At 57.6% G+C, this 20712-nt stretch carries 18 protein-coding genes and 1 pseudogene; all 19 read left to right on the top strand.

Annotated features, from left to right (window positions below; translation table 11 throughout):
- Positions 1 to 30 precede the first annotated feature (30 nt).
- The 19 genes and pseudogenes from SJQ66_RS00385 (at position 31) to SJQ66_RS00295 (ending at position 20628) form a co-directional block, all read left to right on the top strand.
- Complete coding sequence (locus SJQ66_RS00385; protein ID WP_253465000.1) at positions 31 to 582, top strand: penicillin-binding protein activator LpoB; 552 nt, start codon at positions 31 to 33, stop codon at positions 580 to 582.
- Positions 583 to 623: 41 nt separating this feature from the next.
- Positions 624 to 2066 (top strand): PelD GGDEF domain-containing protein, encoded by a 1443-nt coding sequence (locus tag SJQ66_RS00380; RefSeq protein ID WP_024904563.1) that lies wholly within the window; start codon positions 624 to 626, stop codon positions 2064 to 2066.
- Positions 2059 to 3192 carry a hypothetical protein gene (locus SJQ66_RS00375; protein ID WP_024904562.1) on the top strand — a complete coding sequence of 378 codons (1134 nt, stop codon included), beginning with the start codon at positions 2059 to 2061 and terminating at the stop codon, positions 3190 to 3192. The genes SJQ66_RS00380 and SJQ66_RS00375 overlap by 8 nt, the downstream gene beginning before the upstream one ends.
- Positions 3189 to 4718: pseudogene (pelF, locus tag SJQ66_RS00370) on the top strand (GT4 family glycosyltransferase PelF); the annotation flags it as partial. The gene SJQ66_RS00375 and the pseudogene pelF, both read left to right, overlap by 4 nt.
- Positions 4719 to 5123: 405 nt before the next feature.
- Entirely contained in the window at positions 5124 to 6497 is a 1374-nt protein-coding gene (gene pelG / locus SJQ66_RS00365; protein WP_024904560.1) for an exopolysaccharide Pel transporter PelG, read from the top strand.
- Positions 6498 to 6567: 70 nt separating this feature from the next.
- Entirely contained in the window at positions 6568 to 7485 is a 918-nt protein-coding gene (locus SJQ66_RS00360; protein ID WP_024904559.1) for an endo alpha-1,4 polygalactosaminidase, read from the top strand.
- 406 nt (positions 7486 to 7891) lie between these two features.
- Positions 7892 to 8074: a Flp family type IVb pilin gene (locus SJQ66_RS00355; RefSeq protein ID WP_024904558.1), complete on the top strand. Its 183-nt coding sequence runs from the start codon at positions 7892 to 7894 to the stop codon at positions 8072 to 8074.
- A 71-nt stretch (positions 8075 to 8145) separates the two neighbouring features.
- Positions 8146 to 8688 carry an A24 family peptidase gene (locus tag SJQ66_RS00350; RefSeq protein ID WP_157685116.1) on the top strand — a complete coding sequence of 181 codons (543 nt, stop codon included), beginning with the start codon at positions 8146 to 8148 and terminating at the stop codon, positions 8686 to 8688.
- A gap of 19 nt (positions 8689 to 8707) precedes the next feature.
- Complete coding sequence (gene cpaB / locus SJQ66_RS00345; RefSeq protein ID WP_320533733.1) at positions 8708 to 9694, top strand: Flp pilus assembly protein CpaB; 987 nt, start codon at positions 8708 to 8710, stop codon at positions 9692 to 9694.
- A gap of 387 nt (positions 9695 to 10081) precedes the next feature.
- Positions 10082 to 11407: a type II and III secretion system protein family protein gene (locus tag SJQ66_RS00340; protein WP_036011446.1), complete on the top strand. Its 1326-nt coding sequence runs from the start codon at positions 10082 to 10084 to the stop codon at positions 11405 to 11407.
- 10 nt (positions 11408 to 11417) lie between these two features.
- Entirely contained in the window at positions 11418 to 11828 is a 411-nt protein-coding gene (locus SJQ66_RS00335; RefSeq protein ID WP_046153567.1) for a CpaD family pilus assembly lipoprotein, read from the top strand.
- Between the two features lie 106 nt (positions 11829 to 11934).
- On the top strand, positions 11935 to 13158 hold the full coding sequence (locus SJQ66_RS00330) for a CpaE/TadZ family protein (RefSeq protein WP_253464995.1): 1224 nt from the start codon (positions 11935 to 11937) through the stop codon (positions 13156 to 13158).
- Entirely contained in the window at positions 13158 to 14729 is a 1572-nt protein-coding gene (locus SJQ66_RS00325) for a TadA family conjugal transfer-associated ATPase (protein ID WP_236693578.1), read from the top strand. The genes SJQ66_RS00330 and SJQ66_RS00325 overlap by 1 nt, the downstream gene beginning before the upstream one ends.
- Positions 14726 to 15709 (top strand): type II secretion system F family protein, encoded by a 984-nt coding sequence (locus SJQ66_RS00320; protein WP_253464993.1) that lies wholly within the window; start codon positions 14726 to 14728, stop codon positions 15707 to 15709. Before SJQ66_RS00325 ends, SJQ66_RS00320 begins: the two co-directional genes overlap by 4 nt.
- On the top strand, positions 15706 to 16674 hold the full coding sequence (locus SJQ66_RS00315; protein WP_046153551.1) for a type II secretion system F family protein: 969 nt from the start codon (positions 15706 to 15708) through the stop codon (positions 16672 to 16674). Before SJQ66_RS00320 ends, SJQ66_RS00315 begins: the two co-directional genes overlap by 4 nt.
- Complete coding sequence (locus SJQ66_RS00310) at positions 16671 to 17597, top strand: tetratricopeptide repeat protein (RefSeq protein ID WP_081765048.1); 927 nt, start codon at positions 16671 to 16673, stop codon at positions 17595 to 17597. Before SJQ66_RS00315 ends, SJQ66_RS00310 begins: the two co-directional genes overlap by 4 nt.
- Complete coding sequence (locus tag SJQ66_RS00305) at positions 17594 to 18109, top strand: TadE/TadG family type IV pilus assembly protein (RefSeq protein WP_046153549.1); 516 nt, start codon at positions 17594 to 17596, stop codon at positions 18107 to 18109. The genes SJQ66_RS00310 and SJQ66_RS00305 overlap by 4 nt, the downstream gene beginning before the upstream one ends.
- Positions 18106 to 18792, top strand: a complete 687-nt coding sequence (locus SJQ66_RS00300) for a TadE/TadG family type IV pilus assembly protein (RefSeq protein WP_024904547.1) — start codon at positions 18106 to 18108, stop codon at positions 18790 to 18792. The genes SJQ66_RS00305 and SJQ66_RS00300 overlap by 4 nt, the downstream gene beginning before the upstream one ends.
- A 3-nt stretch (positions 18793 to 18795) precedes the next feature.
- On the top strand, positions 18796 to 20628 hold the full coding sequence (locus SJQ66_RS00295) for a vWA domain-containing protein (protein ID WP_024904546.1): 1833 nt from the start codon (positions 18796 to 18798) through the stop codon (positions 20626 to 20628).
- Positions 20629 to 20712 lie beyond the last annotated feature (84 nt).

The following is a 20712-nucleotide window of genomic DNA, read 5'->3' as shown; positions in this document are numbered from 1 at the left end:
GTAAGTGACGACAAGCGAGGAAGTCGAGACATGATGACGAAACTGATGCAGCGCGGCGCACAGGCCGCAACGGTGATAATGCTGGCCGTCGCGTTGGCGGCGTGCGGAACCGTGCGGCAAAGTGGTGCGCCGGCCCTGAGCGGCAGTGACCAGATCGTGCTGGCGACGATGGCAAACTTTACGGAGACGCCCGATGCCGGACATAGCGCCGAGTCCATTACGGCCAATGCGCTGCGGGCATCCGGTATAGACGTGCGCCTTGCGCCGGTTGCAACGGGCAATGGCAGCGCCAGTGCATTGTTCACGGCAAGCGCCCGGGCGGATGTCGAGCGTACGATGACGTGGGCACGTTCGCAGAAGGCACGTTATGTATTGAGTGGCGCGGTGGAAGAGTGGCGTTATAAGACCGGCGTGGACGGCGAGCCGGTCGTGGGGGTGACATACGAACTGACCGATGTGGATTCCGGCAAGGTGGTCTGGAGCGCCACGGGGACGAAGAGCGGCTTCAGCCGTTCGAGCCTGTCGACGGTTGCCACGCGCTTGATCTTCAAGACGCTGGCGCCGCTGGCGCGGCAACGCTGATCGGCGACACGGCAGGTTCCAACGGAATAGACGGATACATCATGGCCATTCCCACGCCACAGCAGGCGTCCAAGGGCGAAGGGCGCACCGCAGGTGCCGCCGACGCACCCACGGAGGGTAGCGCGCTGCGAAAGACCGGCGCCTTCGGTAACGTCGGCCGCATCCGGCGCATGATCGCGCCGGCGGTGCAGCGTCCGTTCGCGTTGGTGGAAAGTGCCGCCTTCATGCTGATCGTCCTGACGATCCTGGCCATGCTGCGTCCTCATGATCCGCTCGCCCTGGCTGCGGCATTCCCGTGGATATGGTTGGCGCCAATGGTGCTGGCGTTGCGCTATGGCACATTACTCGGGCTGTTCGGAGGGGCCTTCATGCTGGTGGAATGGGTGTTGATAGGACACTCGGGTGTAGGAAGCGGTGCGTTCCCGGTGGGATTCTTCGCCGGTGGGATGGTGCAGGTGATCGTCGTCGGCCATTTCGGTGATACGTGGGGTGCCCGTGCCATCCAGGCCGGTGCGAAAAACGACTATCTCAGCGATCGACTCGTCGCGCTGACGAACAATCATTACTTGTTGCGGATGTCGCACGATCGTCTCGAAAAGGACCTGCTGTCGCAGCCAACGACCTTGCGCGACTCGATCGTCGAGCTGCGGAGGATGTCGGTGCAAGGCGGCTTGCAAGACCCCGGTGAAAGCAAGATGTCGGCCGAACAGTTGATGCGGTATATCGCGCCGATCTGTCGTCTCGAACAGGCCGCGTTTTATACCGTGCGCAATGGCCGTGTCAGCACCGTCGCGATGGCCATCGTGGGCGATCCGTTCGACCTGGTGCCCGGCGATGCACTGATCACGCATGCATTGGAGAACGGCGCGCTCGCCCATTTGAAAATGGACGAGGGGGAATTGCCTGATAGCCTCTATTTGGTCTGTGCGCCGTTGTTGGCGGCCGACGGCTCGATTCGTGGTGTGTTGGTGATCAGACGGATGCCATTCCTGTCGCTGACATTTGACAACCTACAGTTGATCCAGGTATTGCTTGGTTATTTTGGCGATGGTCTGGAGCATGCCGAACTGGTGCGCCACGTCATTGACGTGGTGCCCGATTGTCCTGTGGAGTTCGCGCTCGAATTAAGCCGCCTCGGGCGAATGGCGGCGCGTACCGGCGTACATTCATCACTGGTATCGTTGACGTTCCCGCGGACCGAAGCCAGCGACTCGCTGTTCGAGCATGTTTCGCGCCGACGACGGGCGTTGGATGTTTTCTGGGAAATCCAGACGGCCGAGCACTCGATCGTCGTAAACCTGATGCCGGTCACCGACATGGGCGGCATCAACGGGTATCTGGCGCGGATCGAATCCAGCTTGCGCGCGCAGTTTGCGATGGACCTTGAAACCGCGCGTGTCGCCGTGCACACACAGTTGCTCGGAGACTTGGACCCGGCGCTGGCTTTACAACGTATTCTGACCCTCAGCGGCGTTGATGACTAAGCCAACCCCTACCGATCGGGCCACCGGAGAAGCTGGGGCACCTGCTCCGTCTGAGACAGGGCATCGTGATGCCAACGACCCAGTCGGCACCGCGCATGCCGAGGAAAAACGTGCCCGGCGCATATTGCTTTTCGTGTTGGGTTTTGTCGGCACGATCATCGCGCAATCAGTTGCTGTCTCCATTTTGGTGCGCGGTATCGACGTCTCGAGCGATCGCACGCCGTTCCTGCTGTATTTCGGATGGCAATGTGTCGCGGGCCTTGCTGAAGCGGTCATGTTTCGCGAGTGCTTGCCGCTTGCGTATCGGTTTCCCCGCAAGGCCACGTTCCTGTTGCTATGGCTGACTTGCACCCTTGTGCCGTTGATCGGCGGCTTCGTGATCTTGTTCGCCTGCGGATGGGCGAAGTGGTTCCCAGGTCGGGTACCGAGCGTACAGATCGTATCGGTGCCGCGTCCGACATTTGTCTCCAATCTCGTCTCTCAAGTGACGCATGGCAGTGGCGCCCGCTTGCAGGCTCGCGTATCCAATGTCGCGGTGCCAGCGTCGGATCGTTTGTCCGCGCTGGTTGCCATTCAGCAGATGCCCACGCGGACAACCAGCCCCTTACTGCGTGAACTGCTGACAGACCCGTTGGAGGATGTACGCCTGATCGCTTATGGTCGGATGGACCAGGCGGAAAATGAAATCATGCAGAAGATCTTCGCGGCGCGTAAGCAGATAGCCTATGCTGCAAATGAAGCGCAACTGCAAGCCGTGCACCGCTTGCTTGCGGAGCTCTATTTCGAATTGGCGTATCAAAATATCGTGCAGGGTGCGGTTCAGACCCACGCATTGCAACAGGCGGACCAGCATGCGCAGGCCGCGCTCGCGATCGGCGGCGGCGACGCCGCATTATGGTTACGCCGCGGCCGCCTGGCACTTGTCAACGGTGATCCGGTACTTGCCAGGGAAGCGTTCGAGCACGCGCGCGAGTTGGGTTTCCCGAGTGATCGGTTGGCGCCTTGGATGGCCGAAGCGGCCTTCCTCAACCGCGACTACGCGTCCGTGCATGTGCTGCTGGAAGCGTTGCGGGGCCGAAATGCCTTGCCTGTTTTCAAACCCGTCGTGGAGTACTGGTCGACATGAAAGCACTCCCTGAACGTCGATCGGCGCATGCCGATGTCTGCCTGTTGCTGGAAGGCACGTTCCCATATGTTCGCGGTGGCGTGTCCAGCTGGGTGAACGAGATGATCCGTGCATTTCCAGATATCCGTTTCGCGATTGTCTTCATTGGAAGCCAGCGGTCGGACTACGGTGCGCCCGCTTATGAGTTACCTGACAATGTGGTGCATATAGAGACGCACTTCCTGTATGCACCGGTGGCGGTCGATGCGGCTCGACCATTTGCGGTGGACGGTAATCACGATGCCTTTGAACGTGCGTCCGCGTTGCATGACGCCATGCGTGATCCGCGAGGGGGGCAGACGATCGGTAGCTTGATTGCCGATTTGATTCCGATGTTGAGTGCCGATGGGGGCTTGAGTGAAGCACACTTCCTGAACAGTCGGCGTGCATGGGAATCGATTGTCGATCGCTACGAACGGTTCTGCACGGACCCATCATTCACCGATTATTTCTGGACGGTGCGTACCATGCATCGTCCGCTATGGTTACTGGCCGAGGTGGCCCGCACGGTGCCGAAGGCGCAGGTATATCACACGGTCTCGACGGGCTATGCGGGCTTCCTGGGCGCGTTGTTGCATTATCGATCGGGACGGCCACTGCTGATCTCGGAACACGGCATCTACACGAAGGAGCGCAAGATCGACTTGCTTCAGAGCCAGTGGATACGCGATAACCGTGGGCTCTTCGAACGCGATATTTCTCGCGTTAGTTATTTTCGAGAATTGTGGGTGCGGTTCTTCGAGGCGATCGGCCGACTTGCTTACGATGCATCGTCGGATATCGTCGCGCTATATGAGACGAATCGTTTGCGGCAAGTCGCCGACGGCGCGCGCGCGGAGCGCACCCGCAGCATTCCAAACGGGATCGACGTCGAACGGCTCGCGCCTTTGATCGCCAAGCGTACGCAAGGGCGCCGCCGGATTGTCGGGCTGATTGGGCGTGTGGTTCCCATCAAGGACATCAAGACCTTCATTCGCGGTATTTTCATCGCATCGCGGTCAATGCCTGATATCGAGGGGTGGATCATCGGACCGGAAGAGGAGGATCCCGAGTACGCCAAGGAGTGTCGGGCCTTGGTTGAAAGCCTCGGTTTGCAGTCACGCCTGAAATTCATGGGATTCCAGCGCATCGACGACATGATGCCGCAGATCGACCTGATCGCGCTGACGTCCATCAGCGAAGCGTTGCCCCTGGTGTTGCTGGAAGGGTTCGCGTCCGGTGTTCCCGCTATTACGACCGATGTCGGTTCATGCCGGCAGTTGATCGAGGGTAACGATGAAGCTGACCGCGCGCTTGGCGCATCCGGCGTGGTAGTGCAAATCGCCAATCCCGCCATGTTCGCGCAAGCCACCGTTGCGTTGCTCGGCGACGAAACCCGGTGGATCGAGGCACAGCAGGCAGGGATCGCGCGAGTACGCCGATACTACACAAAGGCGCAGATGGTGGGCAGCTATCGGGATTTATACGACAAGCTGTCACGCGCGCCGACGCTGTCGATGCCGATGGCTCCGTCCGGCGGAAATGATTCCGGCTCCGATGGGGGCGGGGCTGGTGATGCATCGAAACGTGGGACGTCTCGGCGTCGGTTTGCTTTCTGGTTCAATACGAGCGCTCGGGATAAGCACGTCGCGAAAACCGATGCGGGTATTGCGGCATTGAACGCGTTTGTCGCCGCTGGAAATACACGTCTTCCGATGGACACCACACCAGGCCGGGTAAATGCGATGGGAGGCGGTCAATGTCCGATGGGGTTCGGTCGAAGTGGCCAGGTGATCGAGGCGGAAGATGCTGAGCGTGACGTCGCCCGCATTGCCGCCAGGTTGAAAGCGCTCTTCATGCCGGCTTTACGTTCGCGGAATGACGCATCCCTTGAATCCGGGAGTGTGACGTAAATGGCCGGCATCGGATTCGAACTGCGCAAGATCTTGCGCCGGGAAACGCTTGCCGGTGCTGCGCGCGCTTACGCGTACGCGGGGCTGATCAGTTCAGGACCGCTGATTCTGTCGATCTTTGGCATTCTGATCATTGGTCTGCTGAGCATTGCCACCGTCGTACCGAAATTCGCCATTGTGCAGTTTCAGGTGTCGGTGACGTATCTCATTGCGTTGAGCTTGATATTGACCGGCCCGTTGCAATTGTCATTCACCCGTTTCATTTCGGATCGTCTGTTCGAGAAGCGTCACGATCTGGTGCTGTCGAACTACAACGCCGTGGTATTGGTGGCGGCGATCTTGTCCGGAATCGTTGGCGTCGGGGCGATGGTATTCAGTTTTCACGAGACGCCGTTGACGTATCGGGTTTTGATGGTCATCGGATTCACCGTGGTGAGCAACATCTGGATTGCGGTGATTTTTCTCTCGAGCGTCAAGCAGTATCGGCAGATACTGATTGTCTTCGCGATCGGCTATGGCTGTGTGGTCGGACTTGCGCTGGCGTTGAACCGGTATGGGCTGGTGGGGCTGCTCGCGGGTTTCGTCATTGGTCATATCGTGCTTCTCGGAGGACTGAATGCGTTGATCTATCGCGATTATCGTAGTCACCGGTTCGTCTCGTTCGAGGTGTTCGACCGGCAATTCACCTACCCGACACTGGCGTGGGTCGGTTTTCTGTTCAATCTTGGCGTGTGGATCGACAAGTTCATGTTCTGGTTCTGGCCGGCCACCAGCAGCCCGGTGATCGGACCATTGCGGGCATCGGTAATCTACGACATCCCGATTTTCATTGCCTATGTCTGCGTGATGCCCGGGATGGCGGCCTTCCTTGTGCGTATCGAAGCCGACTTTGTCGAGTTCTACGATGGCTTCTACGATGCGGTGCGTAATGGTGCGACCTATGCGCATATCCAGGACATGCGTAACATGATGGTATCCAGCGTACGTGCAGGGTTGTACGAGATCATCAAGGTGCAATTGCTGGTGATGCTGTTGATCGCCGCCATCGGCGTTCCGTTGTTGAACGCATTGAATATCACGCCTCTCTATTTACCCTTGCTGGTGATCGACGTCGTGTCCGCAAGCCTGCAGGTGTTACTGCTAGGATTGCTGAACGTATTTTTTTATTTGGACCGCCGCCGTACCGTATTGTTTCTGACGGCGCTGTTCGCGGTATTGAACGCGCTCTTCACCGGTATTACCCTGGTCATCGGTCCTGATGCGTTCGGTTATGGATTCGCGGCGGCATTGTTGATCGTGGTGATGCTATCGGTACGCATTCTGGATCGCCAGTTCAGCACGCTGGAATACGAGACCTATATGCTGCATCGTTGAAGCGCGACGATCGGCGGGGCGGGTCTTGCTCTCCGTATGGCGCTGTTCTGTTCTGAAGGAGAATGAGTTGATGCCGTTGTATCGCAGCACCGCCACGTCACGTGGCATCGGACATATCGCCAATGTTGCCATGGCATTGCTTGCCGTGCTCTTTCCGGCGAAGTTCGCCACGGCCGATGCTAGCGCGCCGTTGCCATCAGTGGCGCTGTACTACGGTGTCACGCCGCCGATCGATGACCTCAGCCGCTTCGATATCGTCGTGTTGGACCCGGATGCGCAATTTGATCCGCGGACGCAATCCGTCGGCCATACAAAGTGGTATGCCTATGTAAGCGTTGGTGAGGTTCATCCAAATCGCAGTTACTACAAAGCGATTCCAAAATCGTGGCGACCATCTCAAAACAAGGCATGGGCGTCGGATGTCATCGACCAGACCGCCCCGGGTTGGCCAGCTTTCTTTGTCGACAAGGTCGTGACGCCACTCTGGAAGAAAGGCTATCGCGGTTTTTTCCTTGATACGCTGGATTCCTTCCAATTGATCGCCACCACTGATGCCGAGCGTGCCGCGCAGAAAGACGGACTCGAGCGAGTCGTGCGTCTGATGGCACGACGCTACCCGCAGGCCAAACTGATATTCAATCGTGGCTTCGAAATCTTGCCCGATGTGCATTCACTCGTGCAGATGGTCGCGTTCGAATCGTTGTATCAAGGATGGAACGCATCAGAAAAACGTTATGTGGCGGTACCCCAAAATGATCGTGACTGGCTGCTCGGGCAAGTGAATAAAATTCGTGAGCAATATAAAATACCTATTATCGCAATAGACTATTGTTCTATTGATAACGCTAATTGCAGGAAAGAAACGGTAATAAAAATTGTCCAGCTAGGTTTTATCCCTTATGTGACCGATGGTGGCTTGACAAGCGTTGGTTTGGGAGCCGAATCCGTCATCGAGCCGAACCCCGCCGTTTCTCCAATTCGTCAATAAAAGCCTGAAAAACCTCGCACTTAGCGCAATTGCCCGCGCGTGACCAAATATATACTCAAGTTCATCGGGGGTGGGCCGTTATCGAGTAGGTCAGTCCCGGTGAAATCGGTGTGACGCGTCGGAGACAGGTCGAGCAATAAGGGATATTAGGTAATTTTTGCGACATGGCGTCATGTTGCATAAAATTCACTTCCTTGGCGTAAGTGCTTGTATATAATGCGGTCGAATTCAACGTAACCATCAGAATACGTAAATTCTTCAGCAAATGTGTGCGCTGCATGTTGGTTTGCTGAAAAGCGATCGGGATAAATTACTGATCCTTTTGGCGATGCGGTACGGGTTGGTGTGACAGTGGCACCGAAAGGCTGCTCTATTCAAGTTGTATTTATTTATTGGGGAATCCCAGATGTCAAAGTTCTTCAAGGCTTTTGTTCGTGACGAGCGCGGTGTCAGTGCAATGGAATACGCAGTGCTGGCAGGTATCGTCGTTTTGGCGCTGGCAGGTATCGGCACCTCCTTCAAGACGCAAGTAAGCACGATGTTCGCCACGCTGTTCAGCAAGGCAAACACGACGCAGAGCGGCAGCTAATCGCTGGTTTGGCGCACACAGCATCCTTCTCGTCGGAGGAGGATGCCAACACGAGCACCCGGGGCGATATCGTGACAATTCAATTGGTCTCATCGGGTCTGCGGGTATTCGTGTTGGCAGGGTTGCTCTGGCTGGCCGTGTCGGATGTCAGGTATCGTCGTCTGGCCAATGCATGGGTCGTGGCGATTGGTGCTGCGTTTCTGATATTTGCAGCTTTGCAGCAGCTTGGATGGCATGCGTTCGGCATGCATCTGCTATCTGGTGGTGTCGCACTGCTAATCTGTTTGGCTTTATTCGCGTTGCGCGTATTGGGCGGCGGCGACGCAAAATTGTTATCCGTCTTGTTTCTTTGGTCCGGCCCGCTTCTTGCCGCACCGATGCTGACCGTGATCTCGCTGACGGGGACCGTCGTGGGCATTTTGAGTTTCGCCACACGACGCCTCGAACCGGGCAAAGGGAGCGGCGTCGCACGCGTGCTGGCGTTGTTTTCGGCCGTCCGCGGTGTACCTTACGGGGTGGCGATAGCCTCCGGGGGAAGCTGCATGGTACTGTGGCCATGGATACTGCCTGGGCTTATGCCGTTGCTGATGACCCAGCAGTATCCGCTCCACTGACGCCCACGCTCAGGTTGTCATGTCGAATTTCATCAAGTTGTTGTTATTGCTGGTGGGCTCGGTCCTCGTGCTGTTCATTGCGAAGACGGTGATCTCGCTAAGCACGCGTGGTCCGGAGCAGGCGCCCCCCGAACCCAAAATTCGCGTCAGTGCCGCCGACTTGCCGCAAGGTTTGTTGCTGCGCGATGACGACCTCCAGTGGAAGAACGTTCCCGCCGATCGGGTACCATCCGATGCCATCATCCTTGGCGCGGCGGGCGCACCGGATTTGAAAGGCGCATTGCTGCGTCATGCCGTTGTCGCAGGCACGGTGCTCCATGCCGCCGATGTGATTCTCCCGAATGCCCCTGGCTTTCTTGCCGCGACGTTGAAGCCCGGCATGTTGGCGGTGTCGGTTGCCGTGGATGATGTGTCCGGCAATGCGGGGCTCATCGAACCCGGTGACTACGTCGATCTTCTCCTTACCCAGCAAGCACCGGATTACGATAACAGCGGCAATGCGCATTCGTATGTCAGCGAGACCGTCCTGCAGCATGTCCGCGTGTTGGCGTCCGGCTCGGAACTGGAGCGTCCCAAAAATCCGGATGGCAGTAGCGATCAACGGCGTTCCGCGCGAACGGTCACTTTGGAGGTCACGCCGCATATGAGTGAAGTGGTCTCCGTGGCGGGGCGCCTTGGCAGCTTGTCGTTGGCATTGCGTAGCTTTGCCACCACGAGTCGGGATAACCCTGGTTTGCTGGCGGCAAGCGGGCTGCAAGGTATCACGCCTGTCGGGCCGACGACCGATGCGCTGCCGCCGCCTGTATGGTCACGCGATGTGACGCGGGCGTTGCAAGCCCCGGCGCCGCCGCCGTCAGGGGCGCCTGCTAGCGTCGCACCCGTGCAACGCCCGGTCGTGATTTACCGCGGGTCGTCGGCGGGCACCGATACCGCGGGTGGATCGATGTCCGGTGGCGCAGGCACACCGCCGTTACCGCAGGGTATGATGACGCCCCGCGCGCAATGATGGGGTATCGCCAGCAGTCATGGGTCGCTTGGCGAGGTTATGCAGCACGGTATAGTGCGTGAAAGCAGCACCGCCGCATAGATATCCGCGCGGCTTCGCTGTCGGCTTGGCCAACCCGGCAGCCTTATTCGTGTCGGTAGGTCCGACACGCCGCTTTTCGAGACGCCGGTCTGGCGTCGGTCAGTCTGGATGTCATCTCACATGAGCAAGTCTTGTAATACGCATCGGATGGCCCCGTACTGCTTGCTCGCGCTGGCCAGCGCGAGCGTGTGGACGTTGCCGGTGCTTGCGGCGCCGGGTGTCACGATCATGAGTGGGACGGGCAGTACCGTCGATACCTCGTCGCCGGCACCCGTGGTTGGCAAGGGCGCAATCAATAGTCCGGGCATGGGCATCAATGCGGTGCCGGCCAAAGTGTTATCGCTGGAAGTGGGCAAGGGCGCGATGCTGACGTTGCCGGCCCCCGCTGCATCCGTTTTTGTCGTGGACCCGGCGATTGCGGACGTACAGGCCCCTACGGCGCGCAACCTGTTCGTGCTCGGCAAGAAATGGGGTACCACCACGGTGTATGTGATGGCTGCTGATGGACGGACGATCTTGGAGCGGGCCGTGCAAGTCGGACCGGCGCTCGACAGCTTGCGCGAGGTGCTTCGGACCCGTTTCCCGTCGATGCCGGTGCGAATGGATGTCACTGATGGTGCGATCATCTTGACGGGTTCCGCGCCCACTGCGTCGGATGCGGATGCTGTGGTGCAGGCAGTGAAGCAATACGCGAACAACACGACCAGTGTCGTGAATCGCATGACGGTCAGTCAATCGCAGCAAATCCAGTTGCGCGTGCGGATCACGGAAGTGGATCGTAATGTCACGCAGCAGTTGGGCATCAATTGGAACGCCTTCGGCACCGCGGCGGGAAAGTTTATTGGCGGAGTGTATAACGGACGGTCGATTTACGATTATTCGCAGACAGTCACGGGTCAGGCGGCAGGTACGTATCCGGTCACGATCCAGTCCGGCAACGTGTACTCGTTCCTTGGCGGATTCAAGGTGGGCAATACCGATATCGAAGGCGTGCTTGATGCGCTGAACCAGGAAGGGCTGATCTCCGTGCTGGCCGAGCCGAATCTGGTGGCGTTGTCGGGACAGACCGCGAGCTTTCTTGCCGGCGGCGAGTATCCGGTGCCGGTATCGGAGACGAACGGTGCGATCGGCGTGTCATTCAAGCAGTATGGCGTCAAACTCGATTTCACGCCGACCGTCCTCAATGATGGCCGAATCAGCCTGAAGGTTCGTCCCGAGGTCAGCCAGATCGATTCGACCGTGAGTGTGACGAGTAATTCGATCACGATTCCCGGACTCTCGGTGCGCCGCGCGGATACTACGGTGGAACTGGCGAGCGGCCAGAGTTTCGCGATCGCCGGTTTGTTGCAAGCGATGTCGAGCGATACGGTATCGCAGGTGCCAGGTTTGGGGTCGATTCCGATTATCGGCAAGCTATTCACGTCGAAGAAGTATACGAATAATAAGACCGAGTTAGTCATCACGGTCACCCCTTATCTGGCGAAGCCGACCGATCCGGGGCAATTGCGCAATCCACTCGACAGCTTGACCGGTATTCGTAATGACGCCGAGTACAGCATGGGCCGCGCGAGCGGCGCGTCACCGGATGACAACGCGCCGCGTCTGCGCGGCAGCGCCGGTTACGTGTATTGAGATGAAGATCATGAAGACTCCTACTTATACCGATTCCCGTACCCGGCGCGGAAGATCTCGTCGGGCACGGTTGTCGATCCTGGCCGCACTGCTGGTGTGCGGTTGCGCCGAGCCCCCGCTTGGGATGCGTGACGTCGACGTGATCGGCTATGACGGCAAGCACGCGGTTGCACCGGATTGCTCTCAATTGTCGGAGGATTCGGTGGTCTTCGGCGGCACGACACCGCGACCGAAGATGGCCTGGGGTTGTGCGACATATACGAATCTGGCCGCGCAATTGGCGCAGCCATCAGACTTGGTTGCCCCGCATGCCTTGACGCCTGCGGATGCAGCGGTTGCGGCAAGTGCGGTGCATCGGTATCAGAACGGCGCGGTCATGCCGTTGAAGGACAATAATTCGGTGAAACCGGGCGGGTCATAAGCCACGCCATGTCGCATGCCTGACCTTCCGGGGGCATGTAGCAGGCAAGGGTCGGGCTGTCCCTATTTCGGAATCGATCACTACTGTTTAAAAAGCGTTGCAAAAGATGAGTCCAGCTATTCCTGTTACCGGCAAAGCAAGCGCTGCACGCGTGGCGGACTTTGTCGCGTTCGTCTCCGACAAGGAAACGGAACAGGTATTACGGCGTTACGTGCTGGATCAGGCGTTACCGCATGTGCATGTCGCGATAGGGACGATCGATGAAGCCATCGCCTATCTCGCGAAGGTCGACAGATCGCCGATGTTGTTGATGATCGACCTGCATGGTTCGGCAATGCCGTTGTCTGATCTGATGCGATTGTCCGAGGTTTGCGAGCCGTCAGTGCAAGTGGTTGCATTGGGTGAGCGCAACGACGTCGGCCTTTATCGCAGCTTGCTGAAGATTGGATTACGTGATTATCTGGTCAAGCCGCTGACCGTCGAACTGCTTACTCGTACGTTCGACTTTTCTGAGGGGCGTGTGCGGGATGTCGCGTCGTCGCGCACCGGCAAGATCATCACCTTCACGGGTACTCGCGGTGGTGTGGGCGTGACAACGTTGGCCGTTGGCCTCGCCCGACATCTGTCCGGCCGCACGCACCGCCGTGTCGTGTACGTCGACCTCGACCTGCATGGTGGCGGTGCAAATGCGATGCTCGGCCTTAAAAGCAATGGTGGACTGGTTGATGTACTGGAAAACGCGCACCGACTGGACCCGCAATATGTCGAACGCACGTTGACGTCGAATCAAAATCGCTTGTTCATGCTGAGCGCCGAGCTGGATCTGGACAAGCAAGCGAATTTTGCGGCGCAGTCGTTGACACGGGTCTTGGAGTTGTTGAGCAACAGCTTTCACTATGTGCTCATGGACGCGCCGCGTACGCTGACGCCGCTGATCGAGGAAGCATTCGATCGATCGGCTCGCGTCTATGTGGTGTCGGATCGCACGGTGCATTCGGCACGCCAAACCGTGCGCTTGCTAAAGCATATCGAACAACGCGATCACAACCCGCAGACATCGGTGTTGGTCAACAATCCGAATGGCGCCGTGGCGGGAAAAGTGGATATCAGTGATCTGGATGCGGCGCTGGGACGTACTACGTTGCAGGAGTTCCGGTTCGAGCCGAAGACGCTGATGGTTGCGGAGAACCTGGGCGAGGCGCCGAAAGACGGTGGTGGCAGCCAGTTCAATCAGGCGATCACCACGTTGGCGAACGACTTGACTGGCCAGCGCACGGAAAAGACGCTCAGTTGGATGGACAAGATGAAAGGCAAGCTGAAGAGGGCGTGATGTTCGGACAGAGACGCGCGAAAGCGATTAATTTGGAGGCGCCGGAGTCCACCAGCATGGTGGACGAGACACTCGTTTCCGCTGAAATCGACGCATCGGCAACCGAGATGGCGACGCAGGCCATGCTGGCGCTTGCAACTTCGTCCAGCGCCATGACGCCAGCGATGGAAGCGCAATCCGTGATGCCGGTTCCCGTGAAGCCTGTTTCACCGCCGGCGGCGAGCGCGCCTGGCACTGGCGCCGCGACCAAGTTGGTCACTCCCCCCACCAGCGCCGCTTCGCAAACGCAGCCTGGCGAAGGCAATGCCGCACTGATCCGATCGGAAGAATACAAAGCCATCCGGCAGGGCGTTTTTGTTTCAATGAACGCTTCCGCTGCGGTGGGCCGCACGCGCGAGCAGATGCAGCCGGTTGTCGATCAACTCGTTGCGACCATCGCGCAGCGTGAGCAACTGAATATCACGATGACCGAGCAGCGCCAGATTGTTGGCGAATTGCTCAACGATATGTTCGGGCTCGGCCCGATTGAGCCATTGCTTGCTGATGAAGCGGTGACCGACATCATGGTGAATGGCCCCGACCAGATTTATGTCGAGCGGGGTGGCAAGCTAGAGCTGAGTCCGTATAAATTCCGAGACAACAGCCATGTCGTGACGGTTGCGCAGCGGATTGCCGCGAACGTCGGGCGTCGCGTGGACGAAAGCAGTCCCATGGTGGACGCTCGCCTCGCCGACGGCAGCCGGGTCAACGTGGTGCTGCCGCCCTTGGCGATTCATGGGGCTTGTATCTCGATTCGTAAGTTCTCGAAGCGCAACATTACGTTGTTCCGAATGGCGCAACAAGGCAACTTGTCCGAAGGAATGGCGAATGTCTTGAAATTGGCAAGTACCTGTCGGCTCAATATCTTGATTTCCGGCGGTACCGGGTCCGGGAAAACAACACTGCTCAACGCACTGTCGCATTTTATCGGTCTCGGTGAGCGGACGTTGACCATCGAGGATGCAGCTGAACTGCAATTGGTGCAACCCCACGTGGTCAGTCTGGAGACGCGGCCAGAGAATACAGAAGGTCTCGGTGCGGTCAATCAACGCGATCTTGTAAAGAACGCGCTGCGGATGCGGCCGGACAGAATTATTCTGGGTGAAACCCGGGGCGCGGAAGCGTTCGACGTGCTGCAGGCCATGAACACGGGGCACGATGGCTCGATGACGACGATCCACGCGAACTCACCACGTGACGCCATCACGCGTCTCGAAAGCATGGTGATGATGGCGAATGGCAACTTGCCGCTACTGTCGATTCGTCGCCAGATCGCCAGTGCTGTCCATATGATTCTGCAGGTTGAGCGGATGCGTGACGGGATGCGTCGGGTTACGCGACTCACCGAAATTGTCGGTATGGAGGGTGACGTGATCATCACGCAAGATCTGTTTGCATTCAAGTACGATGCGTCCGCATACAGCGAGGAAGTGAAGGGGACGTTCGAGTGCGCGGCGATTCGCCCGGCGTTCATGCCACGCGCGGCATATTACGGTTTGGAACAGGCGCTGATGGATGCGATGCGCGCATGACGCTCGATACGATCATCCCGCTGCTTGCCGCGCTGCTGACGTTCATTGTCGGCGCGATGGTGCTGTTGTTACAGGACTTGCGCAAGCAACTACCCGATGCCCGCATCCGGCAGCGGGTGGAAGGCGAATTCGGCATCGAGAAGGAAAAATCGAGGCGTTCCAGGAAACCAAAACAGGACGAAGTGCTGTTCACCGTCGACAGGCCGGAAGAGGGTTTGTGGGCAACGTACATGACGCCAAAACTGGTCCGTTTATCGACGGTGGCCGGAAAGAATGGCCTGAAGATCATTTTCGGTGTGGCAATAATCGTTCTTGTCGAGTCGTTGATCGCCGCGAAGCTCGTGCCGATTCCAGGCTGGGTGCGTGTGATATCGGTCGTCGTGGAGATGCCGTTGGCGGTGATTGCAACCTATCGTATGCTGGTGGAGCGATTCCGTCGTCGGTTCCTCGAAGCGTTTCCGGATGCCATCGATACGATTCTCCGTGCAGTTCGCGCCGGTGTTCCCGTCACGCAGGTGATCGCCACCGTGGCGGATGAATCGCCGGCGCCGCTGAGCGGCGAGTTCCGCATCATGGCGGACTCATTGCAAGTGGGGCGTGATATCACGGACGTGTTGGAGACGGCGACACGCCGTATTGAAATAGCCGATTTTGCGTTCTTCTGCGTGTGCCTGACATTGCAGCGTGAAACAGGCGGTCAGTTGGGCGAGACGTTGGATAATCTCGCCAACATCGTCCGTACGCGTCGCGAAATCCGACAGAAGACGAAGGCGCTGACCGGTGAAGCGCGAATCACGACCAAGATCCTTATTGCATTGCCCTTCGCGGTGATGGGTGGGATGTACTTCCTTAACTACGATTACCTGCTCGTGCTCTTCACCACGGAGTCCGGACACAAGCTGCTGAGCGCCGCCGCTATCGCGATGATCTTTGGTGTGATCGTCATTACGAAGATGTCGAAATTGGATACCTCGCGATGAAACATGAACTCGATATCTTGATTAATTTGTCGATCATGCTTGCCGGTTTTCTTGCATTGGCTGTGTGGTGGATGGTGAAGCATGGTAGTGCGCGTAGCCGCATCGGAGAACGCGCGCGACTGGCCGCAATCGATCAACAAGACGAGAACGCATTGGCGGTCCTCGAGGACGAACATGCCGGGGGATCAGGGCGCTTTAGCGGATTGGCGCGTCGCCTCGCCACGTTTGGCGACAAGATGCCGTTGTTCGATGCAAAGACCCGTGCGAAATTGCAAGGCACGGTCCTGAAAGCCGGCATGCGGAGTCGGAACGCGGTGTCGATCGTGTTGGCGATCAAATTCTCGTTTGGCGTCATTGTTGCCGTGACGACTATCTTGATGGGGTCCCGCTTGCCACTCGTCGGCAGCTTTCCCGCTGCGCGGGGTGTGGCGATGCTCGGCGCGTTCATGGTTGGCATGATCCTCCCCGAATACGTCTTGATGTGGATTGGAGCACGTCGCATGAAGGCGATTTCCGGTTATTTGCCGGATGCGCTGGACTTGCTGGTGATTTGTACGAATGCCGGTAATAGCTTTGTATTGAGCTTGCGCCGTGTTGCCGATGAAATGACCAATATCTGCCCGCCGCTGGCGCAAGAGTTTGCCTTGACGGCCGACGAGCTGAAATTGTCCGGGGATACGGCCACGGCACTTCATGCCTTGGGAAAACGTGTGGATCTGCCTTCGATCAAAGCATTGATCGGGACATTGATTCAGTCGATGCGTTACGGGACGCCGATTACACAAGCGCTACGGACACTTTCGCGTACCGAGCGTCTGGCCCATATCGTGAATCTTGAAGAGAAGGCTGCGAAACTGGCGCCAAAGATGGTGTTACCGATGTTGGTTTTTATTTTGCCTGCGGTGGTCGTGATTTCGGCTGGCCCCGCGGTTATCCAGTTGCTCTCCTATGTGAATCAGCAATGAGCCAGAAACCCTCTATGCCGTGGTTGTTTCTCTTGCCGCAGAAGTTCCCCCGGCCGACCGTGTTGATTATTGGGTGTGCGCTCCTGATCGCGACGAGCGCTTGCACGACGCAGATGACGGTGCATGCCTCGGGAACGGCATCAGGGCCGCTGAAGTCGCAGGCAACGCCGGCCGAAGAAGTAAGGATCGCAAAAATTGCGCTGGCGCATGGCGATATGCAGATGGCGCGCACGATTTACGAACGGCTTGTTGCCAATAACCCGGACTCGGTAGAAGGGTTGGTGGGGCTTGGCGACACCTTGTATGCCGTCGGTGATTTCACGCGGGCGGCCGTGCTGTACGAACATGCGCATCAACTTGCGCCGAATGAGCTCGAACCGATTGTCGATCTCGGGCGCATCGCCATTCGTCAACGTAAGTTCGACGAAGCGATTCGGATGTATCGCTTGGCGCTGACGATGTCCCCGAATAATTCCGCGGCCGCCGCGGGTCTGGGTACCGCGTTGGACATGAGCGGTGATCATGCCGGGGCGCAAGCCGTTTTACGGCAAGCACTCGTTGCAAATCCCGGTGACCCTTATTTGGCGACAAACCTTGGTATGTCGTTACTGAGCGGGGGCGATCCAAAGGCCGCGACCGTTGTGCTATTGGACGTTACACGCTTTCCCGCGGCGCCACCGCAGGCGAAAGATGACCTGGCGCTGGCTTACGCCATGCTGGGTGATGACAAAGTGGCAACGGAACTTTTGACACAACAGAACATGTCGCGGGAAGACGTCAACAATAACTTGAAGTACTACGAATATCTGCGCACTCATCGTGGCTATCACAGCGCGGCATCGCCGGACGGGCAGTCTGGCGTGATTTCCGCACCGTTGACGCAACTGCGTGGTCCCTTGACTGATACGCGGGATATGAAATGAGGTCTTCTTGCCACCGGTTTGGCGTCGTGCCACGTCTGCGCGATCTCGTTAGCAAGTTTGCTCGCGAGGAGCGCGGTGTTACGGCTATCGAGTTTGCGGTGGCTGCGCCATTCATGATGCTGGTCGTACTGGCGTCGTTCGAAATCAGTTTCGACATGATGATGGACGCGACTCTCCAGACAGCAACCCAGCAAGCCGGGCGGGCTGGCATGACTACAACGGTGCCAGCGAACAGCACGCGTGACGCGCAAACCCTGGCGGTACTGAATCGCGTTATGGGACCTTGGTTGAAGCTGCCCGGCACGACAATGTCTTACTCCACCGTCTCGTATTCTAGCTATGGCGCGGCGAGCGCAGGGACAGGAGGCACGTCGGGTAGCCAAGGTACGTACGGCGATATTGTCGTGTATTCGGTCACGTTGACTACTACAGGGATGACCGGGATATTGAAAGTATTCGGTATCAATACCCTGACTTTCTCGCGTAAGTTCATGGTGCAGAACGAAAAATGACCCATTTCTCCATTGAAAGGCGGCAGGCGGATGTCCTGCGCATCGGGGCCAGGGGACGTCGCGTGAGGCGTGGGTCGCTGTTGGAGCGCGGCGCCGCGTCGCTCGAACTTGCCATCATCATGCCACTTATGCTGATGGTGCTGTTGGGCTTTCTCGACATTTATAATTTCATGCGGACCCAGAGTACGGTCGAACACACGGCCTTTATGTTGGCCGATTCACTGTCGATGATGACGACTGTGTTCAATGACACCGGGACAACCAACGCGAATGCCCTCGGATCGGTATGGAACGCTGCTAATTTGATCGCCCAGCCACTCGCACTGTCGACAAATGGTGGCGTGATCATCACTTCCGTATGTGACAGTCCACTTTGTACCTCTACGACACCCAATACCGCTACGACGGCGGGCACCCCCAAGATCTGGTGGCAGGCATCGGCACCATGGAACACATCCAAGGCGGTGACCAAGGAAACGACGTCGACGATTCTGCCGACGTATTGGCCATTCCGCAGTGGCGATTCGGCAATCGTCGTTGAAGTGTTCTATGTCTACGATCCGTTCCCGCTGGTGCGCGGCTTCTGGCCTTCGGCACCGGGGAAAACGACTTTGTACAAGCGCGTATACGCCAGGCCGCGTACGAATGTGCCCCTGCCACTGAAAGACCAAAGTCTGGAGTAAGCCATGAAGACAGTCTTCGCTCCAGCACCGGTGCTGCGTGACACGACATCGGGTAGTATTGCACCGCAATCCACATGGGTGGCGGACGAAGGTGGCGCCGTCACCCTGATGTTTGCCGTGATGGGTGGCATGCTCGTGCTGGCGATGACCGGAATGGTGTCGCTGATCGAGTATGGCTGGAGTCAGTCGCGAACGCAAAACGCCATCGACGTCGCATCTATCGCGACGGCGTTATCGGCTAGAAAGACCTCGCTTACTACGGCACAACTGCAAGCGGATGCGGCAAATTACTATAAAGCCAACGCCCAAGGAGATGGCGCCGACTCCTCTATCCCGGCATCGAATTTTGTCCTCACAATCAGTGGGACGCCGTCAACCCAGCAGACCTTCTCACTGAAGGTAACGGGCACCGTCGGGTTGATTGCGCCCAATGCAGTCACGAGTGCGTTTGGTTTGCAAGGTAGTTCGGTTATCGGCACGAGTTCCACTTCCGGCTCGACCGCGAATCTGACGGTAACGAACACCGTCGTCAGCATCCCGCAAAGTACGCTTGAACTGGTCATGGTCCTCGATAACACGGGATCGATGGCACAAGCAGCGGCCACTGGCTCAAGCGCGAGCAAGATGGATGGCCTGAAGGCCGCCGCTAACACGTTGATCGCTAATCTATTGACGTCCACTTCGACGAATACGTACATTGGCCTCGTACCCTTCGCTAGCACCGTCAACGTGAAGGGTGCATTGTCTACCAGCGGGTCTTGGTTGTCGCAGACGTTCAGCTACAACAGCAACGGCGTGAACATGGCTAACTGGGGCGGTTGCGTGGCTGAACCGCGGACAGCATCCACCAAGTATCTGTACCCGCAGGCCTATACACCGAATTCGTCGACGAAGTTTACGCCTTATTACTACAACGTTCCACCTAGCGGTCTGACAACACGTGACTACTCCCGTTCAATCGGGCGAAATGGTATTAGCAACGGTACCTTGTGTACCAATACCTTCAACGCATCGACTGTGTATGGTCTGCCATTAGGCGGTTCCATAACGTTGTCCAACGGGGTGCCCAACTATTGTGGGTTTTCTGGGGACGCTGTTGGCAATGGCATTACGTATTACTGGGATACTTCATCGTCGTACAACCTTTACGATGAATCAGTGTCTCAGAATACGGACTGTATTTCTCAGCCTGTGACGTTCCTGACCAGTAACTCGAACACATTGAAGACAGCGATCAGCAACATGACGCCTAATGGTTCGACCATTATTCCGGTCGGTGTGCTGTGGGGCTGGCGCATGCTTTCGTCCACCTGGTCGCAAGCGATTGCCGGTTCCGGAAATGGGTGGGTGAACACCGATACAAGTTTCCCGAAGCCGGAAACGACAACCGGCCTGCAACGGGTAATGATCGTGTTGACTGATGGCGAAAACGATGTAGGGGTGCAATACCTTACACCGAATGATCTCTATTTCAACGGTCTATCTGGTGTGGGTGACGGAACATTGACTGCCCCAACAGTGGTCCGGAATGACGGCACGACGCTCTCCAACGGTCGGATGGATTCGATCGAGCTGCATAACAACACGTTGCAATCGGGCGGTGACGGCTGGCCGGACGATATCAATACCTTCCAGCTAGCCGCGTGTACGGCGATCAAGAATAGCGGCATTACGATCTATGCCATCACGTTTGGATCGGTGTCAAACGTGGCTCAGGCGACCATGCAAAGTTGTGCCACCAGCGGCAACTACTATCACGCACCAGATAACGCTTCATTGAATACGATCTTCAACCAGATCGCAGGTAACCTGGGAATATTGCGCCTGACGCAGTAATCGTCGAAAGGCTTTTGCGCTTGCGCATTGGCGCGCCACGGTGCAGTAAGATTACTCGCTTGTGTGATAAAGATGCGCTGTAAT

This window comes from Robbsia andropogonis (genome assembly GCF_034047095.1).
Taxonomy (GTDB): Bacteria; Pseudomonadota; Gammaproteobacteria; order Burkholderiales; family Burkholderiaceae; genus Robbsia; species Robbsia andropogonis.
This window is presented reverse-complemented; position numbering and strand designations above follow the sequence as displayed.

Coding starts and splice junctions, on each gene's coding strand:
- SJQ66_RS00310 (WP_081765048.1), top strand. CDS start 16,671: ATGAGCCAGAAACCCTCTATGCCGTGGTTGTTTCTCTTGCCGCAGAAG.
- SJQ66_RS00320 (WP_253464993.1), top strand. CDS start 14,726: ATGACGCTCGATACGATCATCCCGCTGCTTGCCGCGCTGCTGACGTTC.
- SJQ66_RS00330 (WP_253464995.1), top strand. CDS start 11,935: ATGAGTCCAGCTATTCCTGTTACCGGCAAAGCAAGCGCTGCACGCGTG.
- SJQ66_RS00380 (WP_024904563.1), top strand. CDS start 624: ATGGCCATTCCCACGCCACAGCAGGCGTCCAAGGGCGAAGGGCGCACC.
- SJQ66_RS00325 (WP_236693578.1), top strand. CDS start 13,158: ATGTTCGGACAGAGACGCGCGAAAGCGATTAATTTGGAGGCGCCGGAG.
- SJQ66_RS00300 (WP_024904547.1), top strand. CDS start 18,106: ATGACCCATTTCTCCATTGAAAGGCGGCAGGCGGATGTCCTGCGCATC.
- SJQ66_RS00375 (WP_024904562.1), top strand. CDS start 2,059: ATGACTAAGCCAACCCCTACCGATCGGGCCACCGGAGAAGCTGGGGCA.
- pelG (WP_024904560.1), top strand. CDS start 5,124: ATGGCCGGCATCGGATTCGAACTGCGCAAGATCTTGCGCCGGGAAACG.
- SJQ66_RS00295 (WP_024904546.1), top strand. CDS start 18,796: ATGAAGACAGTCTTCGCTCCAGCACCGGTGCTGCGTGACACGACATCG.
- SJQ66_RS00315 (WP_046153551.1), top strand. CDS start 15,706: ATGAAACATGAACTCGATATCTTGATTAATTTGTCGATCATGCTTGCC.
- SJQ66_RS00360 (WP_024904559.1), top strand. CDS start 6,568: ATGCCGTTGTATCGCAGCACCGCCACGTCACGTGGCATCGGACATATC.
- cpaB (WP_320533733.1), top strand. CDS start 8,708: ATGTCGAATTTCATCAAGTTGTTGTTATTGCTGGTGGGCTCGGTCCTC.
- SJQ66_RS00385 (WP_253465000.1), top strand. CDS start 31: ATGATGACGAAACTGATGCAGCGCGGCGCACAGGCCGCAACGGTGATA.
- SJQ66_RS00355 (WP_024904558.1), top strand. CDS start 7,892: ATGTCAAAGTTCTTCAAGGCTTTTGTTCGTGACGAGCGCGGTGTCAGT.
- SJQ66_RS00340 (WP_036011446.1), top strand. CDS start 10,082: ATGGGCATCAATGCGGTGCCGGCCAAAGTGTTATCGCTGGAAGTGGGC.
- SJQ66_RS00335 (WP_046153567.1), top strand. CDS start 11,418: ATGAAGACTCCTACTTATACCGATTCCCGTACCCGGCGCGGAAGATCT.
- SJQ66_RS00305 (WP_046153549.1), top strand. CDS start 17,594: ATGAGGTCTTCTTGCCACCGGTTTGGCGTCGTGCCACGTCTGCGCGAT.